Origin of the sequence: Kangsaoukella pontilimi, assembly GCF_009830125.1 — a bacterium.
Classification (GTDB): domain Bacteria; phylum Pseudomonadota; class Alphaproteobacteria; order Rhodobacterales; family Rhodobacteraceae; genus Kangsaoukella; species Kangsaoukella pontilimi.
This window is the reverse complement of the sequence record NZ_WUPT01000001.1, coordinates 1,012,557-1,025,990: the sequence shown is the minus strand read 5'-3', so window position 1 is coordinate 1,025,990 and position 13,434 is coordinate 1,012,557. Positions and strand designations below refer to the sequence as shown.

The window sequence follows — 13,434 nt, the reverse complement described above, 5'->3', positions numbered from 1 at the left end:
GAGAGGCAAGGCGTGAGCTGGTACGATACCGTTTTCGAAGTCATCGACATGCGATCCTTTTCCAATCTCTGGTATTGGATCGCGCTGGCCGTGCTGTGGTCATCGGTCAGCCACTGGGTTCTGGGCGTGCCTTTCGACATGATCCTGCGCGCGCGGCGCGACAAGGACGATGCGGGCGAGGCTATGGCCGACCTGCAGGACCTTGTCCGGGTCAACGTCAATCGCATCCTCTATATCGCCGAGGTCTCGGGCGTCTGGCTGATCCTGTTCGGCTCGGCGGTGCTGACCGGTTTGGGCGTTATGGCGGTGCTCTATGACGTGGAATTCGCACAGGCCACGCTGTTTCTGGCGCTGCCGATGACGATCCTCGGGCTTCTGTCGGTCTGGACGTCGCGGAAGATCCGCGCCACCGCGCCTGCCGGGCGCGACCTGATCCGCCGCCTGATGACCCACCGGATGATGACCCAGATGCTGGGCGTCGTGTCGATCTTCGTCACGGCCATGTTCGGCATGTACCGGAATCTGCACGTGGTGCCTTTCCCGAACTGACGAAAGCCGTTGACAGCCGGGCGGGGGCAAGGCACCTGACCGCCCATGTCTGGCCCCGATCATGTCATCGTCAGCGGCGCGCCCGAGGGGTTCGACGCAACGCGGCTCCTGTCCGAACTGGATCAGGCGGGCGGGCCTGTCATGCATATCGCGCGGGACGACAAGCGGCTGGCCGCGATGCGGGATGCGCTGGCCTTCTTCGCGCCGTCCCTGCCCGTGGTGACCTTCCCCGCCTGGGACTGTCTGCCCTATGACCGGGTGTCGCCCAATGCCGATATCTCGGCGGCGCGGATGGCGACGCTGGCGGGGCTGGTCCACGGGATGCCGAGGCGGTTCGTCCTGCTGACGACGCTCAACGCCGCCACGCAGCGCGTGCCTGCGCGCGAGACGCTCCGCGAGGCGGCATTCACCGCCCGCGTGGGTGACCGGATCGACGAGGCGGGGCTGAGGGCGTTCCTTGTCCGCATGGGTTTCACCCAGTCGCCCACCGTCGCCGAGCCGGGCGATTACGCGATCCGGGGCGGTATCATCGACATCTATCCGCCGGGCGAGGGCGGTCCGGTCCGGCTGGACCTGTTCGGGGACGTGCTGGACGGCGCGAAGCGCTTCGATCCCGGCACCCAGCGAACGACCGAGCCCCTCGACATGGTCGAGCTTGCGCCGGTCTCGGAGGTCATCCTCGACGATGCGGCCATTACCCGGTTCCGGCAGAACTACCGGCTGGAATTCGGCGCCGCCGGCACCGACGATCCGCTCTATGAGGCGGTGAGCGCCGGTCGGAAGCATCAGGGGATCGAGCACTGGCTGCCCTTCTTCCACGAGCGGCTGGAGACGCTGTTCGACTATCTGCCCGACGCGCCGGTGACGCTGGATGACGAGATCACGCCCGCGCGCCTTGCCCGGTGGGAGAGCATCGCGGATCAGTACGACACGCGGCGCGAGGCGATGACGGCCAAGGGGCGGATGGACAGCGTCTACAAGCCCGCGCCGCCATCGGGGCTCTACCTTGACGATGCCGCCTGGCAGACGGTTACCGACGGGCGCCGTCTGCTCTATTTCACCGCGCTGCCGCAGCCGACCGGCCCCGGCGTGATCGACGCGGGCGGGCGGATCGGACGGGATTTCGCGCCCGAGCGCCAGCAAGAGCAGGTCAGCCTCTTTGGAGCGTTGGCGTCGCATGTGGAGGCGCGGCGGAAAGAGGGGCAGGTGATCATCGCCTCCTATTCCGAGGGCGCGCGTGAGCGTCTGTCGGGCCTGATGGAGGACGAGGGCGTCGCAGGCGCCACGCTGATCGACGACTGGCGCGACGTGCCGGAGGGCCAAGGCGGGCTGCTTCTTGCGGTCTGGGCGCTGGATCACGGCTTCACCGGGCCGGACGGGCTGACGGTCATCTCGGAACAGGACGTCCTTGGCGACCGGCTGATCCGCCAGACCAAGAAGAAGCGCCGGGCCGAGAACTTCCTGACCGAGCACCAGACGCTTTCCCCCGGCGACCTGGTTGTCCATGTCGACCACGGCGTCGGGCGGTACAAGGGCATGGAGGTGATCGAGGCGCTTGGAGCGCCGCATGAATGCCTTCTGCTCGAATACGCGGGCGGGGACCGGCTGTTCCTGCCGGTCGAGAATATCGAACTCCTCAGCCGGTACGGCCACGAGGAGGGGCTGCTCGACAAGCTGGGCGGCGGGGCGTGGCAGGCCAAGAAGGCCCGGCTGAAAGAACGTATCCGCGAGATCGCGGACCGGCTGATCCGTATCGCCGCCGAGCGGCATCTGAGGCGCGCGCCGATCCTGACGCCGCCCGACGGCATGTATGACGCCTTCGCCGCGCGCTTCCCCTATGAAGAGACCGACGACCAGCTGCGCGCCATCGCGGACACGTTCGACGACCTCGCCTCGGGGCGTCCGATGGACCGGCTTGTCTGCGGCGATGTCGGTTTCGGCAAGACCGAGGTGGCGATGCGCGCGGCCTTCGTTGCCGCGATGTCGGGCGCGCAGGTGGCGATCATCGCGCCGACGACGCTCTTGGCGCGTCAGCACGCCAAGGCCTTCAAGGAGCGGTTCCGGGGCTTTCCGGTCAATGTGCGGCAACTCTCGCGCTTCGTCTCGGCCAAGGAGGCGGCAGCGACGCGCGACGGCCTCTCGCGGGGCGAGGTGGATATCGTCATCGGCACCCATGCGGTTCTGGCCAAAGGGGTCCGGTTCAAGAACCTCGGCCTGCTGATCATCGACGAAGAGCAGCATTTCGGCGTGAACCACAAGGAGCGGCTGAAACAGCTCCGCTCGGACATCCACGTCCTGACCCTGACCGCGACGCCCATTCCGCGCACGCTGCAACTGTCGCTTACGGGCGTGCGGGATCTGTCGATAATCGGCACGCCCCCCGTCGACCGTCTGGCGATCCGCACCTATGTCAGCGAGTTCGACACGATCACCATCCGCGAGGCGCTTCTGCGCGAGCATTACCGGGGCGGTCAGTCCTTCTTCGTGGTGCCCCGCGTCAGCGACCTGCCCGAGATGGAGGAGTGGCTGAAGGACAACGTGCCCGAGGTCACTTACGTCATCGCCCATGGTCAGATGGCGGCGGGCGAGCTGGACGACCGGATGAACGCTTTTTACGACGGCAAGTTCGACGTGCTTATGGCGACGACCATCGTGGAATCGGGCCTCGATATCCCGACCGCCAACACCATGATCGTTCACCGCGCCGACATGTTCGGCCTTGCGCAGCTTTACCAGATCCGGGGGCGCGTGGGCCGGTCCAAGACCCGTGCCTATGCCTATCTGACGCGGAAGCCCCGCGCCAAGCTGACGCCGCAGGCGGAAAAGCGGCTCAGGGTGCTCGGCTCGCTCGACAGCCTCGGCGCTGGCTTTGCGCTCGCCAGTCAGGACCTCGATATCCGGGGGGCGGGCAACCTTCTGGGCGAAGAGCAGTCCGGCAATATCCGCGAGGTCGGCTACGAACTCTACCAGTCAATGCTGGAAGAGGCGATTGCCAAGATCAAGGCGGGCGAGTTGGAGGGGCTGAGCGAGGCCGACGACCAGTGGGCGCCGCAGATCAATCTGGGCGTGCCGGTCCTGATCCCGGAAGAGTATGTGCCGGATCTCGACGTGCGGCTGGGACTCTATCGTCGCCTTTCGGAGCTGTCGTCCAAGGTGGAGCTGGAAAGCTTCGCCGCCGAACTGATCGACCGCTTCGGGAAGCTGCCCAAGGAAGTGAACACGCTTCTGCTGGTCGTCCGCATCAAGGCCGAGTGCAAGAAGGCGCATATCGCCAAGCTGGACACGGGGCCGAAAGGCGCGACCATCCAGTTCCACAACGACAAGTTCCCGAACCCCGAAGGTCTGGTGGACTTCATCAAGGATCAGAAGGGTCTGGCCAAGGTGAAGGACAACAAGATCATCGTGCGCCGCGACTGGACGAAGACCAAGGACCGGATACAGGGTGCCTTTGCCGTGGCGCAGGATCTGGCCAAGAAGGCGCGGGCAGGCGGGCGGCAGGCGCCCAAGGGTTAGAGAGGCTCGGCAGGCTCGGTCAGGCGGCGGGTCAGCGTCAGCGCCGCCACCGTCGCCACCAGAATGCCTATCGCCGCCGCGCGGGGCGTGCCGTCGAAGAGAAGCGTGACCGGGATGGCCATCACCGCGCCCGCGCTCGTCGCCACCGCCGAGATGGTGGATGCGGCCAGCCCGGCGATGTGGCCAAGGGGCTGCATTGCGAGCGCGTTCAGGTTGCCGATGCAGAGCCCGGCCAGCGAAAACCCCGCGATCAGCAAGAGAAGATAGAGCGGAAAGCCGAGCGCGTGGGCGGTTCCAGTGGTCAGTAGAAGGGCGAGGTAGAGCGCCGCGTAGACGGCCATGACCGAGAGCGCGCCCCGGATCACCCGGAGCATGCCCAGCCGGACCACAATCCGCGCATTCAGAAAGCTGCCGCCCGCCGAGACGGCGGCAACCAGTCCGAACCAGAGCGGAAAGGTGGCCGCCCTATCGAAAGTGATGTCGAAGACCGGCTGGCTGGACAGAAGGCAGGCGAAAAGCACCGTATAGATCAGCGCCTGCGTCGCCGTCGCGCGGCGCACCTGGGCGTGGGCCACGATCTCGGTCAGCCCCGCTTTCAGCATGGCCAGCCGGAAGGGACGGCGGCTCTCGGCAGGCAGCGTCTCGGGCAGGCGCAGTCTGAGCCAGAGGATCGAGAGGGCCGAGAAGATCGCGAAGGCGAAAAAGATGCCGCGCCAGCCGAAGGCCCATTCCAGCCCCGCGCCGAGGCTGGGCGCAAGGACCGGGACCAGCGCGAAGACCGTCATGGTAAAGCTGACGATCCGCGCCATCTGCCGTCCGGAATAGAGATCGCGGATGATGGCAAGCGCCACGATCCGCGGCCCCGCTGCGCCGATGCCCTGCACGAGGCGCGCGGCGATCAGCGTCTCGAGGCTGTCGGCCATGGCGCCAGCGAGAGCCGCCGCGATATAGAGCACCGCCCCCCATGTGGCGATCCGGTGGCGCCCGAAGGCGTCCGAGAGAGGCCCGGAAAAGAGCGTGCCGGCCCCCATGCCCAGCATGAAGGCCGCGATGACAAGTGCCGTCCGCGCCTGGTCGCCCCCGGCCACGTCCCGCGCGATGGCGGGCAGGGCGGGCAGCATGGCGTCAATGGAAAAGGCCACCGTTGCCATCAGCATGGCTACAAGCGCGATCAGTTCGGGTTGCGAGACCGGCGCGCGCGACGGGCGCGCCGCTGCGATGTCGGCGGAGGCGCTCATTGTCCGGTGGCGGTGCCGTCGTCCTGATCGGCGGCCATGGCCTGATGCAGTTCCCCGATCACCTGCGCCCAGAGCTCGGGCGGCTGCGCGCCGGGCACCACGTGCTGGTTCGCCACGACGAAGGTGGGCACGCCGGTGACGCCACGGGCGCGTGCGTGGGCGTCGCGCTCGCGGATATCGTCGAGATCCGCGCCGCTGTCGAACAGGCGCGCGATCATCTCGCGGTCGAGCTCGATGCCTTCGGCGATGTCCAGAAGAACTTCGCGGTCCCCGATATCGAGACCCTCTTCGAAATAGGCCTTGAAGAGCCGCGACACCGCCGCCGTCTGGCGACCCTCCAGCCCGGCCCAGTGGATCAGTCGATGCGCGTCGAGGGTATTCGGCGTGGTCTGGATCTTGCCGAAGTCGATATTCAGACCCGCCGCCTCGGCGGCCTCGGCTATCCGGGCATAGACCTGCACCGCCGCGTCCTTGCCGCCGAACTTGGCCTCAAGATAGGCGCGCCGGTCCATGCCGCCTTCGGGCATGTCGGGGTTCAGCTGGAACGGATGCCATTCGATGGCGAAGGGGTGGTCGGGCGCCGCTTCGAGCGCGCGGTCCAGATTGGCCTTGCCGATATAGCACCAGGGGCAGACCGGGTCGGAAAGAATGTCGAGCTTGATCATGATGCGGGGTCTGTCGCAGCCCTGAGCGCGCGGCGCAAGAGCTTTCCGTTGGCCCCTCGCGGCAGGGTCTGTGCGTGGATGAACAGACGCGGACGCTTGTGCGGGGCGAGGTGGCGGGCGGCAAGGGCCTGAAGCTCGGCGTCTGCGAGGGGTTCGTCGGCGCTGTAGTGAAGTGCGACGATCACGGTTTCCGGGCCCAGCCGATGGTCGACGGCGGCGGCGGCAGTGATGTCTGGATGGGCGGTGAAGGGCGCTTCGATCTCGGTCGGAGACAGCCGGTAGCCGCCGGCGGTGAGGATATCGTCGGCCCGGCCCAGATAGGTGACCCAGCCATCGGCGGACATCGTCCCCATGTCACCCGTGCCCCACCAGTCGCCCGCCGGAGGTGCTCCGTCGACCAGAAGCGCGAGGCCGGGGTCGTCGGTCGACACCGCGATCTGGCCCATCGTGTCGGGGGGCAGGGGCGCGCCGCTGTCGTCGAGGATCGCCACGCGGCGTCCGGGCTGGGCGCGGCCGAGCGTGCCTGAGGGCGCGGGGGCGTCGGGGCTGCCGGAAAGGAAGGTCGAGCATTCGGTCTGGCCGAACGCCTCGTGAATGTCGGTACCGGTGACCTCCTGCCAGCGGGCGCGGAGGCTGGGGGCCAGCGCCTCGCCCGCACTGAGTGCGTGTCGGAGGCGTGGCAAGGGCGGCAACGGACCGGCAAGTAGGCGGCGATAGACCCCCGGCACTGCGGCGAGAATCGTGGCGTCGTGCCGCTTTGCGAGCAGCGCGATCAGGGCAGGATCGGTGTTCTGCGCCGGGACGAGAGCGGTCGCGCCTACCGACCAGGGGTCGAGCAGGCCGGTGCCCAGAGTGTAGCTCCAGTTGAACGCGCCCGCGTGGAGCATCCGGTCGGTGGGGCCGAGGCCTGTCCAGCCCGCGCGCATCGGGATGCGACCGAGGATCGCACGGTGCGCGTGGGTGACAAGACGCGGTCGGCCCGTGGTGCCGGAGGTGACCATCAGATAGGCGGGCCGGTTCGCATCGCCGGTGCGTGGGCGGTCGAGCGGCGAGGAGCCGGTCAGGATGTCGGGGGTAAGGTGTCGGATGCCCGGCCAGACAGCGCCGGTCCCGGCGGTCAGAACGGCCGCGGGGTCAAGCGCTTGGGCCAGCTGCGCCGTCTCGTCCGGGGTCAGGCCCGAGGGGACAGGGACGGGGAGGATATCGGCGGCAATGGCGGCGAGAAAGGCGACAGGAAAGGTGCTCGTATTGCCGAGCGCAAGAACCAGCCGGTTTCCAGGCATCAGCCCGGCGTCGAGAAGCCCCGCCGCAGCGGTCAGGACGGAGGCGCGCAACCGGTCATAGCTGAAACGCTCGGCCCCTGAAGCGGTCAGGACCGCCAGCGCGATCTTGTCGCCCGGGGCATCGTTCCGCCAGAGCACGTGGTGGGCGAGGTTGAAGCCGTCGGGGGCTGGCGTGGCGGTCGGGTCGGACATGGCGTCGGACGTAGCGCCGCCGGCAATGGCGTGCAATGGGCGCGCGCGGCGCGCGGCGTCGACAGAACGCAAAAACGCCCTGCGCCTCAGGGCAGGGGCGAACCCTCATCGAAGGTGATGCGTTTTTTACTCGGCTGCGAGGGGAAGCGTCATCTCGCGATGGCCGAGGAGGGCATCGAGGACTTCCGCCACCTCGGCGACAGTCACTTCGTGCACCTGAGCGAGGTAGCGGGCCACCGCGTCGCGGTGACCGAGAAGCGCACCGATCACGGTCGCGTCGCTGTTGGGAAACCAATCGGTGATGCGCTTCAGCGCGGTGCCAAATGCCGTGTCCATTCTCGGCGTCCTCCGTCTGTGGGGTGGGCCTTCGATGAGCTTGGTCGGAAAGCCCTAATTATTCGCTAAGTCGCGACCGATGGGGCGGTCGGTTTTGTCGTCGTCACCGAAAGCCTGATCGTCGGCATAAACGTCCTCGCCCTCGGGGATATGGGCGCGGCTTTCGGACAGGGTACGGTTGTCCCGCACGGGTGCCGCCACCGCGTCGAGCGGAAGAGGCCCCTGCAGCCATTCGTCGATCTGCTCGTCAGCCTCGCGCGGGGTCAGGCCAAGTGTCTGGCCGAGATAAGCGTTGAAGACGGCGCGCTCTCCGGACATGTCGGCCACCGTCTGCTGATCGACCTCGGGCCACCGGGCCTTGATCGAGTCCTGAAACGCCGGCCAGTCTTTCGAGACATCGGACCACTGCATGTAAATTCCTCCTGTTTCAGAGGGCCAATGCAGGCGGAGAGGGGATGGTTCCGAAAAAGAGGGCCTTGGAGTTGGGAGGGCTGGGGAAAGGCGCGAAATTCGATGCATTGATAAGTGACCACCGCGGCCAAGGAACGACTGATACCGACGACCGCGTCCAAGAGGCCATATTCGATACGCGCCGTTGCTGATGTGGCGCAGCGCAGCGCGCGAACCTTCGGAGCAGTCAGACCATCTGAGGGCAAGCGCGCCCGGCCGTTCCGGGCGGCCGGCATTCCGGCCCAAGTAATCTTGCACAACGCGGCGTAGGTCCTCAACGAGCCCATTTTGACCGATGCTGCAATTTGCGCGAATGTCTGCAATCAATCGGCTATTTCTTGCGCCTCGCTAGTCGTAACCGAAAGTGCCAAGATACAGTATGACATGTATTTTTTGCTCACTTATCGCTGGCGAAGCTCCTGGACACGTTCTTTTTCGTGACGATCAAGTAATTGCCTTCCTTTCACTTGAGGGCCATCCGCTAATCGCGCCGATAAAGCACACCATCGGTCTTGCAGGCTTAGATGAGGAAGCAAGCGCAGGTATTCTTCTTGCGGCGAAACGGGTTGCCGATGCGGTACGCGCAGCAACCAATTGTGAAGGAGTAAATCTGATCCTTTCAGACGGACAAGCCGCCGGGCAAGACGTGTTTCACTTGCACATGCACGTGAAACCACGCTGGCATGGAGATGATGTGCGCCTAACTTGGAGCACAGCCCCGGTACCTGAAGATGATCGCACGGCACTCGCAAACCACATTCGAACTCACATGCAAGAGTTGTGATTAAAGTGAGACCGGACCTTCACAGCGCCAATCGCTTCGGCAGCTTTGTCCCGCAATCCCGCGGTCCGCCCCCCCCCCCAAAAACCCGCAGGCTGCTGCGGGGGCGTCTTCTTCGCATCACGCGCGCAAGGTCAGATCGCGCGGTCCACGGCGCGGGCCATCCACTTGCGGCGTTCACATTCCGTCATCGAAAAACGGCTGCTGCGTTGTGACCGAGAACAGGTCAGAGATGACGAGGATTGTCGTAATCACCGTCGGGATGAGAACGACGGTCGTGCCCATGACGATCAGCCAGAAAGTGGCGGCACGGGCGGAGGGCTTCGAGTAGTCGGCTTTCAGGTATTCCAGCCGGAAGACGTCGATCGATAGCAGGTGGAGGTTGTCGTAGAATTTGCTCTTGAAGCCGCTCGGATCGGGGCCGCTGTCGTCGAGCTGTCTGAGAACCTCCCGGACCTCCGGATCGCTGTCGCGTGCGATGTTTCCTGCCGATGCCATCTGTTCGTCGGTCAGCGCCGCGCGTGACCCCGACCGGACGAGGCTGATCAGCCCCTCCCGGAATCTTCGCGGGTACTTTAACGATCCGCCCGCCTCGTCGCGGACCTCGTCCGTGTCGCGCGCATCTCGCAGGAAGTCCGCAATCGAAAACCTGAGGCTTCCGGCGATGCCATTGGCCGTCTTCGTCGCTTCCTTGGAACTGATGAAATCCTCATAGCCACGATAGGCGGTGATCTGTCTGGGGCAGAAGAGCGTGAACAGCGCGACGCCCGATCCCACGATGACAAGACCGAGATAGAAGATGTCGAAGCGTGCCCGTGACAGAAGTTCGACCGTAGGCGAGGAGTGCCTTTCCTCGGAGAGCGAAAGAAAGGGCTGAAGTGGCTCGTTGTGAAAGATGATGAACGCGATGAACGGAGCAGCGATTGTCAGTTTCGGAAGGTTGCCGGATGCCAACCTCGCAAGATTCGACCATTTGGTCAGCTCGTTGAAATTCGACAATCTCACCTGTTCGGGGCTCCCTTCGGCGGTCTCATCGCTCCGACGCGGAGGCGAGGGCGCATCGTTCTACATCGTGGGTTCCAGATCAATCCGGGAACCCCAGAGGCGTCATTCTATACCCATGATGACCGAATAACCGGCAACGCTGTTGGTGCGGTTGATCACCTCGACAACGTGGTCGCCCGACTGCCAGAGCTGACTCCGGTACTCCTGTTCGCTGGAGACCTGATCCACCAGGAACGTCTGGTCCGGGTTGAAGATCTGATAGGACATCGGATCACCTTGCGGTGCGACACGGACATAGAGGTTCTGCCCGCTACGGGCGTTCAGGACATACCGCCGGGACTCGCCCGGTGCCAGCTGACCGCGCGGTTCGGCGCCTGAGGCGCCCGAGGCGAACTGAACGCGTTCTTCGCCGTCCCCGACTGACATGCCCGGAGCGCCGGAAGTGGTCTCCGCCGTTCCCTCTATGAGGAAATCGCCTGCCGCCCAGCCTTCGTAGCCGGGATCGGCAAGGGTGGCCACGCGGCACCACCGGCGGCCTTCGGTCATTCTGCACCCGAGGTTGCGGACATTCTGCCCGTTCGAAAGGCGCGTGACGATACCAGCCCCGCCCGACGGGCCTGCGCGCAGGTTCAGCGTTCCGCCGCCCGAAACGGCTACCTGAAGAAAGTCGGGTCCGCCCGCCAGACCGTCTGCAAAGTCGTTGCTGACCGCTTCTCCTGTCGAACCGATGACGGAAACGTCCAGGCGGAAGTTCGACGTCTCGCCGCGACGCGCTGCAGATCGGAAGAGAAACACCGCGACGGTATACTCACCCGACGCCGGCAGGTCCCCGGACCAGTTGTTGATTGGGTCGGACATCTCTCCGATGGCGAGTGCTTCGTCACCGAGAGAGCGGCCCGGGGCGTAGACATTGAAATAGGTCGCGGCGTTGTCGGAGGACAAGACGACGCTCATCGTCTGCCCGGCTTCTGCCCCGACCCGGTAGAGTACCGCATCACGGCCCGAAACGGTGCCGTCGATCGTTGTCGCCGTCATCCCCGGCGGGAAGCTGACATTCACGCTTCGATCCTGCGCCGATACGCCGATTGCGGTCGAGACCACGAATAGGAATGCGAGGACATGGCGGATCAGTGTCATAGGTCACCTCCCTTGAGCCCGATAGGCCTGAGAGAACAACGTCAGGCCGCGACGAACCTCAATCGTGACCGCTGAACAGGCTGAAATCAACCGGGGTGGACGGTTTGTGGCGTGCGGTGCGGACAGGCAAACAGCCGTCAAGCCGGGCGTTTGTTGCGTTTCATCATGCTTCCGGGTGGCCCTTGTCAGGAAAATCGCGAGCCAGAGTTCAGCCCCAAGGGGGGTAGCCACCAGAACGCAAACACCCCCGCAGGCTGCTGCGGGGGCGTCTCGCTCGCATCACTCGCGCAAGGTCAGATCGCGCGGTCCACGGCGCGGGCGCCGGCGGAGACATCCTGACCGAAGCCCTCGATCGTGTTGCAGGCGGCGAGGCCTGCGAGAAGCGCGGCGAAAAGGACGATCTTCTTCATGTCGTGTTCACTCCTCGTACCACCAGACGTCGGGCTGGAAGCCGATCCAGTCGCCGTACATCGGCAGGGTTTCCGGGTACTTCAGCTCTTTCGCGTGGGCAAGACGCGAGATGGGCGCGTGCCAGATCGGCACCACGTAGCGTCCCGAAATCAACACCCGGTCCAGCGCGCGGACTGCGGCGATATAGTCGTCGCGGCTCTCCGAGGTGAGGAGGCGGTCCACCAGCGCCTCGATGGCGGGGCTCTCGACACCCATCCAGTTGCGGCTACCGTCGGTGCCGGCGGCGTCGACGCCCCAGTAGAGACGCTGCTCGTTGCCGGGGCTGAGCGAGAGGCCGCGGATGTACCACGTCATGTCGAAATCGAAGACGTTGGTGCGCTCCTTGAACTGGGCACTGTCGGCGGTGGTGACGTTGACCTGAGCGCCGATCCGCTCCAGGGCGCTGACATAGAGGTCGACGACCTGCTGCGTTTCGGTCGCGCCGGTCTGCAGCAGGATCTCGAAGGCGAAGGGCTCGCCCGCGTCATCCCGGAGAACGCCGTCGGTCAGGGTCCAGCCCGCTTCCTCCATCAGGCCGATGGCGCGGCGGATGGCGCGGCGGTTCCGCTCGGTCCCGTCGCCGCCGGGCAGCTCATAGCCCTCGATCGCGCCGGGCAGGAGATGCGGTTGCACGTCTTCCAGAAACTCGCGCACGCGGCCCGTCGCCGGGCCCGGCTCCATGCCGAGGATCGAGTTCGAGAAATAGGACGTGATGCGCGGCTGCGGATCGCCGTTGATCGTCTGGTTGATGAAGTCGAAGTTGAAGGCGGTGATCAGCGCCTCGCGGACGCGCCAGTCCTCGAAGAGCGGGCGGCGCGTGTTCATCACCAGCCCCTGAATGCCCGAGGGGCGCTGATGCGGGATGATCGACTTGACCACGTCGCCCGACTGCACGGCTGGAAAGTCGTATTGCGTGTCCCATTTCTGGACATTGGTCTCGCGCATCGTGTTCAGAAGACCGCCCTTGAAGGCCTCGAACATGGCGGTGCCGTCCGAGAAGAACTCCATGCGGATCTCGTCCAGATTGGCCTGACCGTTCATGAAGGGCACCACGCCGTCGCCCCAATAGTCGGGGTTCCGGGTCAGCACCACGTAGCGGCCCGGATCGAAATCCGAGATCACGTAAGGCGCGCTTGAGATCGGGATCTGGTCGATGCCGGATTCCGCGAAATCGCGCCCCTCCCATTGTGCCTTTTTCAGGATCGGGCGCATGCCCATGATAAGCGCCAGTTCGTCATCGGCGGTGTTGAAGGTGATGCGGACCGCGCGTTCGCCGGTTGCCTCGATGCTCTCGACCTTTTCCCACGATCCCAGATAGCGCGGATGGCCCACGGTCCCGAGCGTCTCGTAGCTCCATATCACGTCCTTGACCGTGACCGGCGTGCCGTCCGAGAACCGCGCCTCGGGGCGGAGCGTGAACTCGACCCAGGAGCGGTCCGGCGCGGTCTCGACCGATTCGGCCAGAATGCCGTAGAGCGTGAAGGGTTCGTCATAGGACCGGCCCATCAGGCTCTCATGCGCGAGGAAGCGAAGCTGCCACGGCACGTTGCCTTTCAGGATGTGAGGATTGAGCGAGTCGAAGCTGCCGACCTCGCCCTGGACGATGGCGCCGCCCTTGGGTGCGTTCGGGTTGGCATAGGGGAGCGACACAAAATCCGGTGGAAGCTGGGGCGCGCCATACATAGCTATGCCGTGTTGCGGCTCGGCTCCGGCGGTGCTGGCCGTACAGAGAGCGGCGAGCGATGCGGCGCGGAAAAAGTTCATTCGCATTTTCGCGACAATCCTTCTGCTCCTTATGTTCTTTGGAAGTGAAGCCTAAGGGCCACAGTAAATGT

General features: G+C 65.2%; 12 protein-coding genes. 3 read left to right on the top strand and 9 right to left on the bottom strand.

Annotation, left to right across the window (positions count from 1 at the left end; translation table 11 throughout):
- The first annotated feature begins 12 nt into the window (after positions 1-12).
- A complete protein-coding gene (locus tag GQ651_RS05170; protein WP_160763119.1) occupies positions 13-549 on the top strand; it encodes a component of SufBCD complex in 537 nt (178 codons plus the stop codon).
- A gap of 45 nt (positions 550-594) precedes the next feature.
- Entirely contained in the window at positions 595-4,062 is a 3,468-nt protein-coding gene (gene mfd, locus GQ651_RS05165) for a transcription-repair coupling factor (RefSeq protein ID WP_160763118.1), read from the top strand.
- Here the strand turns inward: mfd and GQ651_RS05160 are convergent.
- From GQ651_RS05160 to GQ651_RS05140, 5 genes are all read right to left on the bottom strand, one after another.
- Positions 4,059-5,300 carry an MFS transporter gene (locus GQ651_RS05160; protein WP_160763117.1) on the bottom strand — a complete coding sequence of 414 codons (1,242 nt, stop codon included), beginning with the start codon at positions 5,298-5,300 and terminating at the stop codon, positions 4,059-4,061. The genes mfd and GQ651_RS05160 overlap by 4 nt on opposite strands.
- The gene (locus GQ651_RS05155; protein WP_160763116.1) at positions 5,297-5,965 is read right to left on the bottom strand and encodes a DsbA family oxidoreductase; all 669 of its coding nucleotides are present in this window, start codon (positions 5,963-5,965) and stop codon (positions 5,297-5,299) included. Before GQ651_RS05155 ends, GQ651_RS05160 begins: the two co-directional genes overlap by 4 nt.
- Positions 5,962-7,440, bottom strand: coding sequence for a class I adenylate-forming enzyme family protein (locus GQ651_RS05150; protein WP_160763115.1), 1,479 nt, complete (start codon positions 7,438-7,440; stop codon positions 5,962-5,964). Before GQ651_RS05150 ends, GQ651_RS05155 begins: the two co-directional genes overlap by 4 nt.
- Before the next feature lie 126 nt (positions 7,441-7,566).
- The gene (locus GQ651_RS05145) at positions 7,567-7,776 is read right to left on the bottom strand and encodes a hypothetical protein (RefSeq protein WP_160763114.1); all 210 of its coding nucleotides are present in this window, start codon (positions 7,774-7,776) and stop codon (positions 7,567-7,569) included.
- Positions 7,777-7,830: 54 nt separating this feature from the next.
- Entirely contained in the window at positions 7,831-8,187 is a 357-nt protein-coding gene (locus GQ651_RS05140) for a hypothetical protein (RefSeq protein WP_160763113.1), read from the bottom strand.
- A gap of 418 nt (positions 8,188-8,605) precedes the next feature.
- Between GQ651_RS05140 and GQ651_RS05135 the strand changes: the two genes are divergently transcribed.
- Entirely contained in the window at positions 8,606-9,010 is a 405-nt protein-coding gene (locus GQ651_RS05135; protein WP_160763112.1) for an HIT family protein, read from the top strand.
- Positions 9,011-9,184: 174 nt separating this feature from the next.
- Here GQ651_RS05135 and GQ651_RS05130 read toward each other — a convergent pair whose 3' ends face one another.
- The 4 genes from GQ651_RS05130 to GQ651_RS05115 form a co-directional block, all read right to left on the bottom strand.
- Positions 9,185-10,012, bottom strand: a complete 828-nt coding sequence (locus GQ651_RS05130) for a hypothetical protein (RefSeq protein WP_160763111.1) — start codon at positions 10,010-10,012, stop codon at positions 9,185-9,187.
- A gap of 102 nt (positions 10,013-10,114) precedes the next feature.
- Positions 10,115-11,149 carry an SH3 domain-containing protein gene (locus GQ651_RS05125; RefSeq protein WP_160763110.1) on the bottom strand — a complete coding sequence of 345 codons (1,035 nt, stop codon included), beginning with the start codon at positions 11,147-11,149 and terminating at the stop codon, positions 10,115-10,117.
- A gap of 293 nt (positions 11,150-11,442) precedes the next feature.
- Entirely contained in the window at positions 11,443-11,559 is a 117-nt protein-coding gene (locus GQ651_RS05120) for a lipoprotein (RefSeq protein WP_160763109.1), read from the bottom strand.
- A gap of 7 nt (positions 11,560-11,566) precedes the next feature.
- Complete coding sequence (locus tag GQ651_RS05115) at positions 11,567-13,363, bottom strand: extracellular solute-binding protein (protein WP_227257963.1); 1,797 nt, start codon at positions 13,361-13,363, stop codon at positions 11,567-11,569.
- Positions 13,364-13,434: the final 71 nt, after the last annotated feature.

Coding starts and splice junctions, on each gene's coding strand:
- GQ651_RS05150 (WP_160763115.1), bottom strand. CDS start 7,440: ATGTCCGACCCGACCGCCACGCCAGCCCCCGACGGCTTCAACCTCGCC.
- GQ651_RS05155 (WP_160763116.1), bottom strand. CDS start 5,965: ATGATCAAGCTCGACATTCTTTCCGACCCGGTCTGCCCCTGGTGCTAT.
- GQ651_RS05125 (WP_160763110.1), bottom strand. CDS start 11,149: ATGACACTGATCCGCCATGTCCTCGCATTCCTATTCGTGGTCTCGACC.
- GQ651_RS05135 (WP_160763112.1), top strand. CDS start 8,606: ATGACATGTATTTTTTGCTCACTTATCGCTGGCGAAGCTCCTGGACAC.
- GQ651_RS05145 (WP_160763114.1), bottom strand. CDS start 7,776: ATGGACACGGCATTTGGCACCGCGCTGAAGCGCATCACCGATTGGTTT.
- mfd (WP_160763118.1), top strand. CDS start 595: ATGTCTGGCCCCGATCATGTCATCGTCAGCGGCGCGCCCGAGGGGTTC.
- GQ651_RS05115 (WP_227257963.1), bottom strand. CDS start 13,363: ATGAACTTTTTCCGCGCCGCATCGCTCGCCGCTCTCTGTACGGCCAGC.
- GQ651_RS05120 (WP_160763109.1), bottom strand. CDS start 11,559: ATGAAGAAGATCGTCCTTTTCGCCGCGCTTCTCGCAGGCCTCGCCGCC.
- GQ651_RS05140 (WP_160763113.1), bottom strand. CDS start 8,187: ATGCAGTGGTCCGATGTCTCGAAAGACTGGCCGGCGTTTCAGGACTCG.
- GQ651_RS05160 (WP_160763117.1), bottom strand. CDS start 5,300: ATGAGCGCCTCCGCCGACATCGCAGCGGCGCGCCCGTCGCGCGCGCCG.